Origin of the sequence: Kitasatospora sp. NPDC056181, assembly GCF_042266225.1 — a bacterium.
Lineage (GTDB): Bacteria > Actinomycetota > Actinomycetes > Streptomycetales > Streptomycetaceae > Kitasatospora.
Genome location: NZ_JBHJUK010000055.1, coordinates 1 through 14,627, shown reverse-complemented (window position 1 = coordinate 14,627; position 14,627 = coordinate 1). Strand labels below are relative to the sequence as shown.

The following is a 14,627-nucleotide window of genomic DNA, read 5'->3' as shown; positions in this document are numbered from 1 at the left end:
GCCTCGGATCCTCGGATCCGAACCGACCGGGAGGGCTCAGCCGTTGCCGGGGGAGGCGCCCCGGCTGCCGTTCCCTCGGTACGGACCGGGTGACCTCGCCGCCGCCGTGCACCGTGTCGTGCGCGACCTGGACATCCGGCCAACGGATGCGCCCGGGCCATCGACATGCGGCGCGGCCGGCGACTGCCTTCGGGCATGCGCACCCGCACGCTGACCTACGGGGCCGCCTGATGACGGGCCGGAAGTCCCGGACGGTTCCGGCCACGCCTCTCAGCAGCCGGCATCCGCACGTCGGTGTGAGGACGGAGGGCCGGTCGGCCCTGGTGCTCGGGCGGTGTGTGAGTAGCGTGGGTGGTGGCCTGCAGGGTGAGCGAGGGAGCTCGGCCGGAGAGGCCTCGGACGGTGACCGTGCGGTCCGGGGCTGATCTCGACGGTCGGGCTGAGAGGCCGGAGGGTGGTCGACGAGACCCCTACGGTGGCCTCCGTTACCTGATCCGGGCAATGCCCGCGGAGGGAGCCCGCCTTGCAGGTGCCCTGGGGAAGGGAGGGCCTGCGTCCCCCCGGGCGGGCGGCGGCCGGCGGAGGGAGTTCCTCGCGTTCCCACGCCAGTGACCCAGGCCATCCCCGGGGGCCGTCCAACCATCGGTCAGCGGCTCCCGGAGAGGCATCGGCCAGCCCTGGCGGAGACGGGAGGGACCGGCTGTGATGGAGACGCGAGCCGCCACACCGGCGTTGTGACGTGCGGCGCCGACGCGCTGCTCCCGGTCGAGAAGGAGGGCACGGTGGACCGCACATCCAACAGCGTCTGCGGCGTCATGGTCCCGGAACGGCTCGCACGGGCCGTAGGCGGTGTCGGGGGTGTCAGGCGGTGACGCGTCGATCCGGCCTGGCTGCGACCGGCCCCGGGAGGACCTGATGACCGTGCCCGTGTACGCCGCCGTCGACGGTTCGGGGGAGAGCATCGCCGCCGCCCGCTGGGCGGCCGACGAGGCCGCCCGCTCCGGCGCTCCGCTGCGCCTGGTGCACGCCTGGCCCTGGCCGCTGCACGCGGCCCCGGGGTTGCCCGGGGTGAGCGAGGTCCGGGGCAGGGCTGTCACCCTGCTGGCCGAAACCGCCGCAGGACTGCGCATGAGCCATCCGGACCTGGACATCCGTACGGTCCTCGTGGACGAGCGTGCGCCGCGCGGGATCACGGCCGCCGCCGAGGGGGCCGCTCTGCTGGCCGTCGGGTCGGGCGGGTCGCACGGCCCGGCGGGTCTGCCGCTGGGCTCGGTCGGCCGGTCCGTGGCAGCCCATGCGTCGTGCCCGGTCGTGCTGGTACGTGCAGGCGCGGCGGTGGGCGCGGCGCCGGGGGAGGTGGTCGTGGGTGTCGGCGTGCACGACCTGGCCGATCCGGTGCTCGACTTCGCGCTGCGTGCGGCGCGGACACGGCACGCGCCACTCCGTGTCGTCCACGCCTGGACAGCGCCGAGGCGCTGGCCGGAGCTTCCTGACGTGGAGCGGGCGGAGTTCGCGGTCCATGAGCTGCGGGGGCTGGACCAGGCTCTGCACAGCCGGCGGACGGAGGTGGAGATGATCAAGGACATCCGTCGCTCCGACGCCGCGGACGCGCTGCAGCACGCAGCCCGGTTCGCGGACCTGCTCGTCGTCGGCCGGGCCGGGCACCGTCTCGGGCCGGTCGCCGACGCGGTGATCCATCGTGTGCCGTGCCCGGTCGCGGTCGTCCCGCATGGCTGAACCGGTGCCCTCGTGCGTCGAGGAGCGTCCGCCCGCAGAATCGACGAGGAAGCGATGCCCAGTCCCCGGAGCACGTGATGGACGCAGTTCGCCCGCGTCCGGCAGTGTGCGCCCGGACATCGCGGTGCCGGATGCGAGGAGGCCTGCTCCGTCATCGCTCACGCGGGGGACACGGCGCCCTCGAGGTCGCGGTCTCCGGACGTGGCCCGCGGACACCGTCACGTCGAGGAGGCAGCACCATGACCGACCGTCCCGACCTCGGCGCAGACCTGCCCGCAGGCCCAGCCGGCGTCGCCCGCCGGGTTGTTCGGCGGCGCGACCAACTCGGCCTGAGTGAAGAGACGTTGGCCCGCGAGGCGGCCATGGCGCCCGCCTACCTGCGGCACCTGCTGGAGGCCGGACCGGAGTTCGACCCGCCGGCGTTCGTCCGGATCGCGGCTGCGCTCCGGACGACCTGGCCGGAGCTCCTGGAAGGCCGCGAGGACGCTCCGCCCGGGCAGCCGACGCCCGGCCCGCACCCGCTGCTCGCCCACCTCAGCGCCCCCGAGTGCTGGGAGCTGATCGGTACCCACGGCATCGGCCGGATCGGCCTGCCGGTCCAACCGGCTCCGGCCGTCTACCCGGTCAACTACGCCGTGGACGGGGGAGCGGTCGTCTATCGGACAGCCCGGGGAGGCGCCGCGGCCCCGTCCGACGGCTCGAAGGTCTCCTTCCAGGTGGACCGCATCGACGATCACCGGAGCCGGGGCTGGAGCGTCCTCATCGTCGGCGAGGCCCGTCACGTCGACGACCCCGACGAGGAACGGCGGCTCTCGGCGCTGCCCGGCGCCACACCGTGGGCCGGCGGCTCGCGTCCGCTGTGGGTCCGAGTCGGGGCGGAAGAGATCACCGGCCGCCGGATCGGCACCGGGTGACGGCTGGGCAGGCCCGGGCGGGCCGCCCGGGCCTGACGAGTGGGATCAACCGCCTCGACTGATGTCGATCTTGCGGGTGGTTCTCCTGGTTTCGCCGATCGGTGCACGGACGGTCAGAACGCCCTTGTCGTAGCCGGCCGTGACGTCCTCCTCACGAACGCCCGCGGGGAGGCGGACCAGGCGCTGCGCGTCATCGAGCAGTACGGGCCGCCGCCGGCCCCGGCCGGCCCCGTCCCGCCATGCGCCGGCACGGGGTACGGCGCCACCGAGGCCCCGCGCGGGCTGCTCTACCACCGCTCCATGACGCCGAACCGCGGCCGATCGAGGTCCATGGCACCGTCCAGGGCCGCGCGGAGGGCCGACCGGCCCGGCGCACGGGGCCGGTCGGCACCCGGGAGACGCCCCCGGTCGGCCGCGGCGGGGGACCGTCAGGCCCTGTGTGTCCGGCGGTGGGGGGACGAGAGTGGGAAACGAGCCCGATCCCCGAGGAGGTGGCGGAGATGCTCCGCGTCAAGGTCGCCACCCGGCCCGGCCGGCCCGCCCGATCCGGCGGCGCCGCGCACGCACCGTCCGGCCGTCCGCTGCCCCACTGACGCAGGGAGGAGCCGACATGAACCCCCGCCGGCCGCTGCTGGCGGCCTCCGACGTCCGCAAGGTCTACCGGACCGGGACGGTCGAGGTGACCGCCCTGCGCGACCTCGACCTGACGGTGGACCACGGGGAGCTGGTCGGGGTGATGGGTCCGTCGGGGTCGGGGAAGACGACCCTGCTCAACTGCCTCTCCGGCCTGGACGACATCGACGCCGGCCGGGTCCAGGTGGACGGCCGGGACCTGTTCGCGATGTCGGACGCCGAGCGCACCGAACACCGGGCCCGGGCGATGGGATTCGTCTTCCAGGCGTTCAACCTCATCCCGGTCTTCACGGCCGCCGAGAACGTCGAACTCCCGCTGCTGCTCACCGGAACCCCGCCGCACGAGGCGCGCGCCCGGGCGGTCGGCATGCTGGAACGGGTCGGCCTCGGCGACCGGGTGACGCACCGTCCGAGCGAGCTGTCCGGAGGCGAGCAGCAGCGGGTCACCATCGCGCGGGCCCTGGTCGCCCGGCCGGCCGTCGTCTGGGCGGACGAGCCCACCGGAAACCTGGACAGCGCCATGGCCGGCCAGGTGATGGACCTGCTGACCGGGCTCAACCGCGACGAGGGCCAGACCATCGTGCTGGTCACCCACGACGAGGCGATCGGCCGCCGGCTGCCGCGCCTGGTGCGGATGCGCGACGGCCGCCTGGTCTCCGACAGCCTCCGGGCCGAACTGGAACACGTGGACTGAGCGATGTACCCGAATCTGCTTCCACTGGTGCTCGGTTCGGCCGCCGCCGCCCTGCTCGCCCTCCTCCTGCTCGCCGTGCGGCAGCCGGTGGTCCGGCGACTGGCACTGCGCCAGGTCGCCCGGCGCCGCACCGAGGCGGCCCTGGTCGTCACCGGCTCCGTGCTCGGCACCGCCATCATCGTCGGCGCGCTCGTCGTCGGCGACACCCTGAACTTCTCGGTCCGCCAGCAGGCCTACCGGACGCTCGGCCCGCTCGACGAACGGATCGTCGCCACCGACCCCGCCGTCGGACGGGACGTGACGGACCGGCTGCAACCGCTCACGGCCGATCCCGACGTCGACGGCGTCCTCACCGCCCAGGTCGCCCAGGCCGCCGCCGCGAACCCCCGTGGCGCCGGCGGAACGGTCGCCGAACCCCGCGTCCTCGCCTGGCAGACCGACCTCGACGCGGCCGGCCGCTTCGGCGCGGCGGGCGGGGACTCCGGCCTGCACGGGCCCACGCCCCTGCCGGGCCAGGTGGTGCTCAACGCGCCCCTCGCCCACTCGCTCCACGTGGGCAGCGGGCAGATGATCACCCTGTACCTCTACGGGCAGGCGGTGGACTACCGGGTCGAGCGGGTGGTTGCGCAGCAGGGCCTGGCCGGCGCCGGCCTCGGCGGTCGCCAGAACCGCGACGTGTTCCTGCCGCCGGGCGCGCTGGACGCCGCGAGCCGCGCGGCGGGCACGCAGCCGCTGTCGGTGACCATGGTCTCCAACCGCGGCGGCGTCGAGACGGGCGACCGGCTCACCGACACCGTCACGGCGAAGGTCCGCACCGCCCTCGGCCCCGACACGGGCCGCGCCGCCGTCGAGACCCCCAAGCACACGGTGCTCGTGGAGGCTCAGCGGACCGGTGACGTGCTCGGCGCCCTCTTCCTGATGATCGGCAGTTTCAGCATCATCGCCGGTGCACTGCTGCTGGTCAACGTGTTCGTGATGCTCGCCGAGGAGCGCAAGCCCCAGCTGGGCATGCTCCGGGCGGTCGGCCTCAAGCGCTCCCGCCTGGTCGGCTCCTTCACCCTGGAGGGTGCGGTCTACGCACTGGCCGCCACGGTGCCCGGGGTGGCGATCGGCGTCGGCGTGGGCTGGGGAGTCGCCCTGATCGCCGCCCAGATCTTCCGCGGCTGGTCGGTGGACGGCGGTGGCCTCTCCATCGTCTTCGCCATGACCCCGACGAGCCTGCTCAACGGGGCCGCGACCGGTCTGGTGATCGCGCTGGCCGCGATCGCCGCCACCAGCGCCCGGATCAGCCGGTTCAACATCATCGCCGCGATCCGGGAACAGCCCGCCGGTCCCGGCCGCGGGCCCCGGCGCCGGCTCCTGGTGGTCGCGACCGCGCTGGCCGTGCTGTGCGCACTGGCGGCCGTTCCCGCAGTCGCCCGCAGCCAGGCGGAACAGACCTACCTCCTGCCCGCCCTGGCCGTGCTCTGCGCCGTCCCCGCGGCCCTGCGGGTGCTGCCGCGCCGCGCCGTCACCAGCGTCGCCGCAGGACTCGTCCTGGTCTGGTCGCTGACCGCCAGCGTGCTGCGCCCGCGGGTCTTCGACACCCCCTCCATGGCCGTGTACGTGATCCTCGGCAGCCTCGCCGCCTTCTCCGCGGTGATCCTGGTCAGCGAGAACCAGCAGGCCCTGCTGCGCCCGCTGCGCCGGGTGATGGCGAGGCCCACCCAACAGGGCCTCGCGCTGCGGCTGGCCGCCGCGTACCCGCTGGCCAAACGCTTCCGCACCGGCTCGACCCTGGTGATGTACACCCTCATCGCGCTCGTCCTGGTGCTGCTCACCGAGATCTCCGGACTCGTGAACGCCAGCGTCGGCCAGGCCACCAGGGACGCGACCGCCGGCTACACCCTGAAGCTCGACTACAACCCGCAGGCGGTCGGGGGCGATCCGCTCGCCGCCCTGCGCACCGGTCCGCTCGCCGCCCAGACGGCCGCCGTCACCCCGCTGCTCGACGCGCGGGGCCAGTCGACCGACCCCGGGCACCGGACCACGCGGCCGCTGGACACGGCGGTCGTCGGCGTACCCGACGGGGCGGTCACGGGCATCGCCTTCCGGGACCGGCTGCCGGGCCTCCCCGACGACCCGGCCGTCTGGCAGGCGCTGGCCACGCACCCCCAGTACGTCGTCGTGGACAACTTCTTCGGCTCCACCGGCGGTCCCGCGGGCAAGTACTTCGCCCCCGGCGACACCCTCACGCTCACCGATCCGGGCACCGGGCGCTCCGAGCAGAAGACGATCGCCGGCGTGCTGAAGAGCGGGCTCGCCTTCTACCCCGCCAACGGCAACAGTGCCACCGTCTACCCGGTGATCGCCGGCGAGCGGAGCGTCGCGCAGCAGTTCGGCGCCGACGCGCGGACCGCCGGCGCGCTGGTCCGCACGGCCCCCGGGGTCTCCCCGGAGGCCCTCGCCGGCCGTCTCCAGGGCGAGTACCTCCCGGCCAGCCTGGTGGCCAGTCCGATCGCCTCCGACGTGCACCGCCTGTTCGCCGCCGACACCGCCTTCTTCAAGCTGATGCAGGGCTTCCTCGCCCTCGGCCTGCTGATCGGCATCACCGGTCTCGGCGTCGTCATGGTCCGGGCCGTCCGGGAGCGCCGCCGCACCATCGGCGTGCTGCGCGCCCTGGGCTGCCAGGCCCGGACGGTCGAGCGGTCCTTCCTCTGGGAGAGCGGCTTCATCGCGCTGGAGGGGGTTCTGCTGGGCAGCTTCCTGGGGGTGCTCACCACCTGGCTGATGTACCAGAAGAGTTCCGCCTTCACCGGGCTCGAAGGCGGGTTCCCGATCGAGTGGGGGCCCGTCCTCGCCCTGGCCGGCGTCACCCTGGCCGCGTCGCTGCTGGCCGCACTCGGTCCCGCCCGGCACGCGGCCCGGATCAGGCCGGCCCTCGCTGTGCGCCTCTCCGACTGACCGCGCCCCGGGCCCTCGGCCCTGGTCGGCGGAGGTTCACGTTCCGGTGGCGCCGCGCCGCCGGGCCCCCGCGCCGGGTAACGGAAGGGTCTCGGGGCGGCAGGAGGTCGCGCAGGGGTCTTGACGGGAACAGGTCGTCAAGCGTTTGCTGTCTCCCACCCCGCAGGCCTGTTTGGTTCTGCTCGGTTTTGTGGATTTGAACGTTCAAACTCGGTTCGAACTCGGAGGGATCTCATGCCGGTGCGCTCTGTCCCGGAGTACCTGCGGCAGTTCGGCGAGCCGGCCGGGTATCTGGACTTCGCACGGTTCGGCCCGGTTTCGGCCTCGGTGCACGAGGTGCTGGTCCGGTCGGCCACGCAGATCCGCGACCGGGGGTGGGACGCGCTGGAAGCCCTGGACGTGGCGGGGGAGGAGGCGGCCCGGACGGCGGCGGAGCTCCTCGGGTGCGCGCCGCACGAGATCGCGTTCGTCGGCTCGACCTCGCACGGCATGTTCGCCGCGGCCCACGCCTTCGCCGCCGCGCCGGCCGGGAGCACCGTCCTGGTCTCCCGGTCGGACTTCCCCGGTGCGGTCTACCCCTGGCTGCGGGCCGCCGGCAACGGTGGTCTGGCGGTGCGGCTGCTGGACGGCCCGGTCACGGCGGACGTGGTGCGGGCCCACCTGGACGAGCGGGTCCGTGCGGTCTCGGTCTGCGCGGTGGACAGTGCCACCGGGTTCCGGGCGCCGCTGGCCGCGATCAAGGAGGTGATCGGTCCGGGGCGGGTCCTGGTGGTGGACGCGGTCCAGGCGCTGGGCGCCGTGGAGTTCGCCGCCGACGCCGCGGACGTGCTCGCCTCCGGCGGCCAGAAGTGGCTCCGGTCCGGCTGGGGCGCCGCGCTGCTGCTGGTCCGCGACCGGGTGGCCGGGCTGCTCGGCCCCGGGCTCGGCGGCTGGTCGGGCGTGCTCGACCCGATCGACGCGCCCGACCACCCGCGCCCCGCCAGGCCGGGGGCCGTCGCGCACACGCTCACCAACCCGGACGGCCCGGCCGTCGCCGCGCTGGGCGCGGGCCTCGCCCTGGTCCGGGACGTCGGCGTGGCGCGGATCGACGCCCGGATCGGCGAGGTGCTCGGCGTCCTGCTCGACGCCGCCAGGGCGGTCGGCGCCGAGACCTCCGGCGGCCCGGGCGCAGGCGGCGGGGAGGGTGGCGGCAGCGGGATCGCCCGGCTGCGGCTGCCCGGCGCCGACCCGCAGGCCGTCCACGACGCGCTGACCCGGGAGGGCCTGTCCACCACCCGGCGCGGCGACTGGATCCGGCTGTCGCCGCACGCCAGCACCGACCCGCACGTCGCCGCCCGGCTGGCCGGGGCCCTCAAACTCGCCGCCACCGGCTGACCGGCGCGCCGACCGGCACGCCCAACGCCTTCCGGCCGGCACGCCTGCCGCCTCCCGACCGCCGTCCGACCGGGGCCGGCCGGGGAGGCCCCGAGCCTCCGCCCCCTCGCAACAACCGCACCAGCCCGCAAGCCCTTCGCGGCCACCGCACGACCAGACCACCGCGCAACCCACCGCACGACCACCGCACGACCAGACCACCGCGCAACCCACCGCACGACCACCGCACGACCAGACCACTGCGCAACCCACCGCACGACCACCGCAAGCCCCCCGCAAGCCAGGGCCCACCCCCTTGACCGGGCCACCCCTCAGAGAGGAATGCAATGTCACACCTTTCCCGTCGTGATCTGCTCCGCACCACCGGCGGCGGCCTGCTGGCCCTGGCGGCCGGCGGCGCGCTGTCCGCCTGCTCCGGCTCCGGCGGCGACGCCGCCCCGGGCGGGGACGCCGCCACCGGCACGATCACCGTCTGGTCCTGGGCCACGGCGGCCGAGGCCCTGCGAGGCGTCGTCCCGGCCTTCGAGAAGGACAACCCCGGGATCAAGGTCGACGTCCAGGACCTCGGCGAGCCCGCGATCTGGGACAAGATCACCGTCGGCATGGCAGCCGGCGGCCAGGGCCTGGGCGACGTCCTGCACATCGGCTGCGACTACCTGCCCGGCTACATGGAGAAGTTCCCCGGCGGCCTGGCCGACCTCTCCGGGCTGGGCGCGGACGCCCACAAGGACAAGTTCGCCCAGGGGCTCTGGCCCGTCGTCACCGGCAAGGACGGCCGCGTCCACGCGCTGCCCTGGGAGGTGAACCCGCTCGGCTTCTTCTACCGCAAGGACATGTTCGACAAGGCGGGCATCGATCCGACGACCTTCCAGACCTGGGACGACGTGCTCGCCATCGGCGACCGGTTCAAGGCCGCCAACCCCGGCATGGCCCTGGTCGGTCTCAACCGGCCCGCCACCCCCGGGCCCGACCTCGACTTCCTCCAGTCGCTGATGCAGCTCCAGGGCGCCTTCTACTTCGACCTCAAGGGCGACATCACCGTGAGCTCCCCGGAGGCGGTCCGGGCCCTCACGATCATCAAGCGCCTCGACGAGGCCGGACTGGTCGCCGACGCCGCCGGCGACCACGGCTGGCGCAACCTGATGAAGGCCGGCAAGCTCGCCCTCGGCCCCCTGCCCGCCTGGGCCGCGCACTACCTGGAGGCCAAGTTCCCCGACCAGAGCGGAAACTGGCGCCTCACCCGGCCGCCGGCGGTCACCCCCGGCGGGAAGCGCACCGCGATCGTCAACTCCACCTACCTGGCCGTCGCCGGCTCCAGCCCGCGCCGCGTCGCCGCCTGGAAGTTCGTCGAGTACGCGCTCACCCGGCCCGCCTCGGTCAACGCCATGTTCACCTCCGGCGGCGTCTTCCCCGCGCTGACCGCCGCCTACGCGGACCCGATGTACTCCGCGCCCGCCCCCTACTACGGCGGACAGCCCGTCCTGCGGACCTTCGCCGACCTGCTCGGCGAGGGCGCCGATGCCACCAACTACTCCGCCGACTTCGCCCGCGCCCTCAAGCTCGCCAGCGACGCCCAGACGAAGGTCTTCCTCAAGGGCGCCGACCCGGCCGCCGCCCTCCAGGACGCCGCCAAGCAGCTCGCCCAGCAGACCGGGCGCACGGTCCGGTGACCACGGCCACCCGAACCGCCGCCCCGGCCGGACCGGCGGCGCCGCGCGCCCGCCGCCGGTCCGAGCCGCGCCCCCGGTCCCGCTGGCGCCGCAGGGCGGTGCCGTACCTGCTCCTCGCGCCCGCCCTGATCACCTTCGCCGTGTTCAAGGCCTACCCGATCGTCTCCTCGCTGCTGCTGTCGCTGACCACCGGCGCCGGCGCGGCCACCCGCAACGCGGGCACCGCCAACTACCGGCGCCTGCTCCACGACCCGCTGTTCTGGACGGCCCTGCGCAACACCGCTCAGATCCTGGTCGTGCAGGTCCCGCTGATGCTCGTGCTCGCGCTGGGCCTGGCCGTCGGCATGAACTCGGCGTTCGTCCGGTGGCGCACGGCGTGGCGCCTCGGCGTCTTCATGCCGGCCGTCACCGGCCTGGTCGCCACCGGCGTGGTCTTCGCCTTCCTCCTCAACACCCGCCAGGGCGCCGTCAACCACATCCTCGAACAGATCGGCCTGCCCGGCGTGGACTGGCTCGGCAGCCCGTTCTGGTCCCGGATGGCCGTCGTCCTCGTCCTGACCTGGCACTACACCGGCTACAACGCCGTGATCTACCTGGCCGGCCTCCAGGGCATCCCCAGGGAGCTGTACGAGGCGGCCATGGTGGACGGCGCGGGCCCGCTGCGCCGCTTCGCCTCCGTCACCCTGCCCGCCCTGCGCCCGGTCCTGCTGTTCACCGTGGTGCTCTCCACCATCGGCACCCTGCAGCTGTTCGACGAGCCGTACGTGCTGACCCGCGGCGGCCCGGACAACGCCACCCTCACGGTCTCGATGTACCTGTACGACAACGGCTTCCGCTACTTCGACTTCGGCTACGCCTCCGCCATCGCCTACGCGCTCACCCTGCTGGTGTCGGTGCTCGGCGCGGCCCAGATGCGCCTGATGGGAGAACGCCCATGAGCACCGCGAGGTCCGCACGGCTGCGCGGCCTGCCCCTGACCCTCGTCCTGGCGGGCGTCGCCGGCCTCTCCGTCGGCCCCTTCTACTGGCTGGTGGTGGCCGCGACCCACGGCGACTCCGAGATCTTCGACTGGCCCCCGAACCTGCTGCCCGGAAGCCATCTGGGCGACAACCTCTCCCATCTCCAGGACAGGATCGGCCTCGGGCGGGTCGTCCTCAACTCGCTGGCCATCGCCGGCCTGCAGACCGTCGGCGCGCTGATCGTGGCCCTGCTCGCCGGCTACGCCTTCGCCAAGTTCCGGTTCCGCGGCCGCACCGTCCTGTTCGCCCTGCTGCTCTCCACCTTGGTGGTGCCCGAACAGGTGATGCTGGTACCGCTGTTCAAGATGATGATGTCGATCGGCCTGCTCGACAGCTACCAGGCCGTGGTGCTGCCCGGCCTCTGCGTGCCGTTCGCGATCTTCCTGATGCGCCAGTCCCTCAGCAGCATGCCGGACGAACTCCTGGACGCCGCCCGGGTCGACGGTGCCGGCGAGCTGCGGGTGCTGTGGAGCGTGGTCGTCCCCGTCATGCGCCCCGCCCTGGCCGCACTGGCGATCTTCCTCTTCCTCGGCTCCTGGAACCAGTTCGTCTGGCCGCTGATCGCCCTGCGCAGCCCCGAGATGCACACCCTGCCGGTGGCGCTCGCCACCCTCCACGCCAGCGAGGCGACCACCGACTACGGTGCCATCCTCGCCGGAACCGCCGTTTCCACCCTGCCGATGATGGTCCTCTTCCTGGTCCTCCAGCGGCAGTTCATCTCCGGCCTGCTGGCCGGCGCGACGAAAGGCTGACCATGGACGAAGTCTGGGAACCGCACGCCCCCGCCGCCGGCGCCCTCCGGCCGCTGTCCGCCGACGGACTGGACCTGCGGGCCGGCGGCACCGCCACGGTCCGGCCGGTCGCCGAGGGCGTCCTCGAGGTGACCGCCGAGAGCGACGGCGAGACCCGGGTCGAGTGGCGCGTCCCGTGCGCCGACGCCACCGCCTTCTGGACCCCCGAGCCCCGCGGCACCGGCTGGCTGCCCGCCGCCTGGAGCGCCCCGCGGGGGATCTCCCTGGCCAAGGGCGCGCCGGTCGCCGCCCTGGTCGGCACCGGTGACGTCGCCCTCTGCGCCTTCGCCGCCGACCGCACGGACGTCCTGGCCGGCGCCGGAGTCGTCGAGGAGAACGGCGAGTTCCGGTTCTGGGCCCAGGCCACCGGACGCCTCACCGTCCGGATCGACACCTCCCGCCGCCACTTCGCCGGCTGTCTGGCCGACCTCGCCGGCTGGTGGGGGGAGGGGCGGACGGCCCACGTCCCCGAGGCCGCCCGTCGTCCCGCCTACTCCACCTGGTACACGCTCCAGCAGAACGTCACCCCGCAGGCCGTGGAGACCCAGGCCGCCCTCGGCAAGGCCCTCGGCCTCGACACGATCATCGTCGACGACGGCTGGATGACCCGGGACCGCGCCCGCGGCTACGCCCACTGCGGCGACTGGGAACCGCTCTCGCTGCCCGACACCGCCGCCCACGTCGGCCGCGTCCACGACCTCGGGGTCCGCTACCTGCTCTGGTACGCCCTGCCGTTCATCGGCAAGGAGAGCGCCGCCTGGGACCGGCTCGGGCGTTACGCGCTCGCCGACGCCGCACACATGGGCGCCGTCGTCGCCGACCCCCGCTACCCGGCCGTCCGCGAGCACCTCACCGACCGCCTCGCCAGGGCCGTCGAGGAGTGGGGGATGGACGGACTGAAGATCGACTTCATCGACTGGTTCGCCGTCCCGGACCCGCCGGCCCCCGGGCCCGAGGCGGACTGCGCCACCGTGGACGAGGGCGTCGAACTGCTGCTCGCCGCCGTCCACCGCCGGATCACCGCCGCACAGCCGGAGGCGATGACCGAGCACCGCCAGCCCTACACCAGCCCCGGCCTCTGGCCGTGGACCACCATGATCCGCGCCACCGACTGCCCGCTCAGCCCGCAGGAGAACCGGCAGCGCACCCTCGACCTGCGACTCGTCGCCGGGCCGGTCGCGGTCCACTCCGACATGCTCATGTGGCACCCGGCCGAGCCGCCCGAGCAGATCGCCTGCCACCTGATCAACGTCCTCTTCGCCGTCCCGCAGATCTCCGTCGACCTGGCGGCCCAGAGCCAGGAGCAGCGCGAGGCCCTCGCGTTCTGGCTCGGCGTCGTCCGCGAGCACCTGGCCACCCTGCAGCTCGGCGAACTCCGCCCGGCCAGGCCCGACCTCGGCTACCCGATGGTCACCGCGACCGGCGACGGGACGGTGGCGGTCGCCCGCTACGCCCCGCTGCCCGTGCGGGCCGGCGACGGGCCGTGGCACACCCTGCTCGTCGCCAACGCCGACGACGACCCCGAGGTGCGCCTGCCGGGCCTGCGGGGCAGGGCCGAAGTCACCGTCCAGGACGCCCGCGGGCGTATCGTCCGTAGCGACACCGCCGACCTGGCCGGCGACGACGTCGTCACCGTCCCCCGCGGGGGGCTGCTGACCCTGCGCCGGACGCGGGGATAGCGGCCGCCCCGTCCACCGTCCCGACCCACCGACCGGAGCACCGATGACCCAGGGAGCACGCCCGCCGCGCCGGGCCACCACCATCGCGGAGGTCGCGCGCGCGGCGGGCGTGTCCCGGCAGACCGTCTCCAACACCCTCAACGCCCCGCACCGCGTCCACCCGGACACCCTGGCCCGGGTCACCGCGGCCATCGAGGAGCTCGGCTACCGGCCCGACCAGTCGGCCCGCTCGCTGCGCACCGGCGAGCGGCGGACCATCGGCTACCTCGCCCCGGTGGACGACCCCTTCGACCCGAACCCGCTGATGGCGGGCTTCCTGGAGGCCCTGGTGGACGCGGCGGGCGCCGAGGGGCACCGCGTCCTGCTGGTCCGCCCGACGGCGGGTGACGAGGCGGCCCGGGCGGCCATCGACGAACTGGTGGCGGCCCGTCAGGTGGACGGGCTGGTCTTCGCGGACGTGCTGCACGAGGACGCCCGGGTCGCACGGGCGGCGCGGGCCGGCGTCCCGTTCGCCGCCTTCGGCCGCACCGCGCCCGGCCTGCCGCAGCACTGGGTGGACATCGACAACGGCGCGGCGATGGCCGACGTGGTCCGGCACCTGGCGGCGCGCGGCCACCGCAGGGTCGGCTTCGTCGCGTCCGACTCGGAGCCGCCCTGGATGGCGGCGCGGCGCGAGGGCTTCCACGCCGAGGCCCGCCGGCTGGGCCTGGAGGTGGTGCAGGCGCCGCCGGGCGCACCCGGTGCGCCGCGGGTGGCCGCGCTCCGCGAACTGCTGCGCGGCCCGCAGCGGCCGACGGCGGTGGCGGCCGAGAGCGACCTGCCGGCCCTGGACGTCTACGAGGCGGTCCGTGCCGAGGGGCTGGCCGTCGGGCGCGACGTCGCGGTGACCGGCTTCCACGACACCCCGCTCTGCCGGCACCTGCACCCCGCGCTGACGTCGGTGCGGCTGCCGCTGCGCGCCATAGCGGCCATCCTGGTGCGGCTGCTGCTGGCCCAGGTCCGGGGGGAGTCCGTGCCCGCCGCCGGGCAGGTGCTGGCCGCCGAGCTGGTCGTCCGGGCGAGCTCGCAGTAGCCCGGCGCAGGCTTCCGCCGGCAGGCCGTCGGCCACCGTTCGCACCCCGGGCCCGCGTGTCGACCACGCGGGCCCTTCCGGTGGGCTTCCATGTTGAGTAT

General features: G+C 74.5%; 11 protein-coding genes. 10 read left to right on the top strand and 1 reads right to left on the bottom strand.

What is annotated here, in order from left to right; translation table 11 throughout:
* Nucleotides 1–915: 915 nt before the first annotated feature.
* Both ACFC1F_RS21350 and ACFC1F_RS21345 read left to right on the top strand, forming a co-directional pair.
* Nucleotides 916–1,737: a universal stress protein gene (locus tag ACFC1F_RS21350; protein ID WP_376160319.1), complete on the top strand. Its 822-nt coding sequence runs from the start codon at nt 916–918 to the stop codon at nt 1,735–1,737.
* Between the two features lie 239 nt (nt 1,738–1,976).
* Nucleotides 1,977–2,651, top strand: coding sequence for a pyridoxamine 5'-phosphate oxidase family protein (locus tag ACFC1F_RS21345; protein WP_376160317.1), 675 nt, complete (start codon nt 1,977–1,979; stop codon nt 2,649–2,651).
* 45 nt (nt 2,652–2,696) lie between these two features.
* Here the strand turns inward: ACFC1F_RS21345 and ACFC1F_RS21340 are convergent, their stop codons facing one another.
* Nucleotides 2,697–2,945 carry an Hsp20 family protein gene (locus tag ACFC1F_RS21340; RefSeq protein ID WP_376160315.1) on the bottom strand — a complete coding sequence of 83 codons (249 nt, stop codon included), beginning with the start codon at nt 2,943–2,945 and terminating at the stop codon, nt 2,697–2,699.
* A 316-nt stretch (nt 2,946–3,261) separates the two neighbouring features.
* Between ACFC1F_RS21340 and ACFC1F_RS21335 the strand changes: the two genes are divergently transcribed.
* The 8 genes from ACFC1F_RS21335 (at nt 3,262) to ACFC1F_RS21300 (ending at nt 14,526) form a co-directional block, all read left to right on the top strand.
* Nucleotides 3,262–3,978 carry an ABC transporter ATP-binding protein gene (locus ACFC1F_RS21335; RefSeq protein ID WP_376160313.1) on the top strand — a complete coding sequence of 239 codons (717 nt, stop codon included), beginning with the start codon at nt 3,262–3,264 and terminating at the stop codon, nt 3,976–3,978.
* A gap of 3 nt (nt 3,979–3,981) precedes the next feature.
* Complete coding sequence (locus ACFC1F_RS21330; protein ID WP_376160311.1) at nt 3,982–6,921, top strand: ABC transporter permease; 2,940 nt, start codon at nt 3,982–3,984, stop codon at nt 6,919–6,921.
* Between the two features lie 234 nt (nt 6,922–7,155).
* Nucleotides 7,156–8,295, top strand: a complete 1,140-nt coding sequence (locus ACFC1F_RS21325) for an aminotransferase class V-fold PLP-dependent enzyme (RefSeq protein ID WP_376160309.1) — start codon at nt 7,156–7,158, stop codon at nt 8,293–8,295.
* Between the two features lie 326 nt (nt 8,296–8,621).
* On the top strand, nt 8,622–9,965 hold the full coding sequence (locus ACFC1F_RS21320; RefSeq protein ID WP_209410770.1) for a sugar ABC transporter substrate-binding protein: 1,344 nt from the start codon (nt 8,622–8,624) through the stop codon (nt 9,963–9,965).
* Nucleotides 9,962–10,903 (top strand): carbohydrate ABC transporter permease, encoded by a 942-nt coding sequence (locus tag ACFC1F_RS21315; RefSeq protein ID WP_376160307.1) that lies wholly within the window; start codon nt 9,962–9,964, stop codon nt 10,901–10,903. Before ACFC1F_RS21320 ends, ACFC1F_RS21315 begins: the two co-directional genes overlap by 4 nt.
* Nucleotides 10,900–11,736: a carbohydrate ABC transporter permease gene (locus tag ACFC1F_RS21310; protein ID WP_376160304.1), complete on the top strand. Its 837-nt coding sequence runs from the start codon at nt 10,900–10,902 to the stop codon at nt 11,734–11,736. Before ACFC1F_RS21315 ends, ACFC1F_RS21310 begins: the two co-directional genes overlap by 4 nt.
* A 2-nt stretch (nt 11,737–11,738) precedes the next feature.
* Nucleotides 11,739–13,454, top strand: a complete 1,716-nt coding sequence (locus ACFC1F_RS21305) for a glycoside hydrolase family 36 protein (RefSeq protein ID WP_376160302.1) — start codon at nt 11,739–11,741, stop codon at nt 13,452–13,454.
* A gap of 43 nt (nt 13,455–13,497) precedes the next feature.
* Nucleotides 13,498–14,526, top strand: coding sequence for a LacI family DNA-binding transcriptional regulator (locus tag ACFC1F_RS21300; RefSeq protein ID WP_376160300.1), 1,029 nt, complete (start codon nt 13,498–13,500; stop codon nt 14,524–14,526).
* Nucleotides 14,527–14,627: the final 101 nt, after the last annotated feature.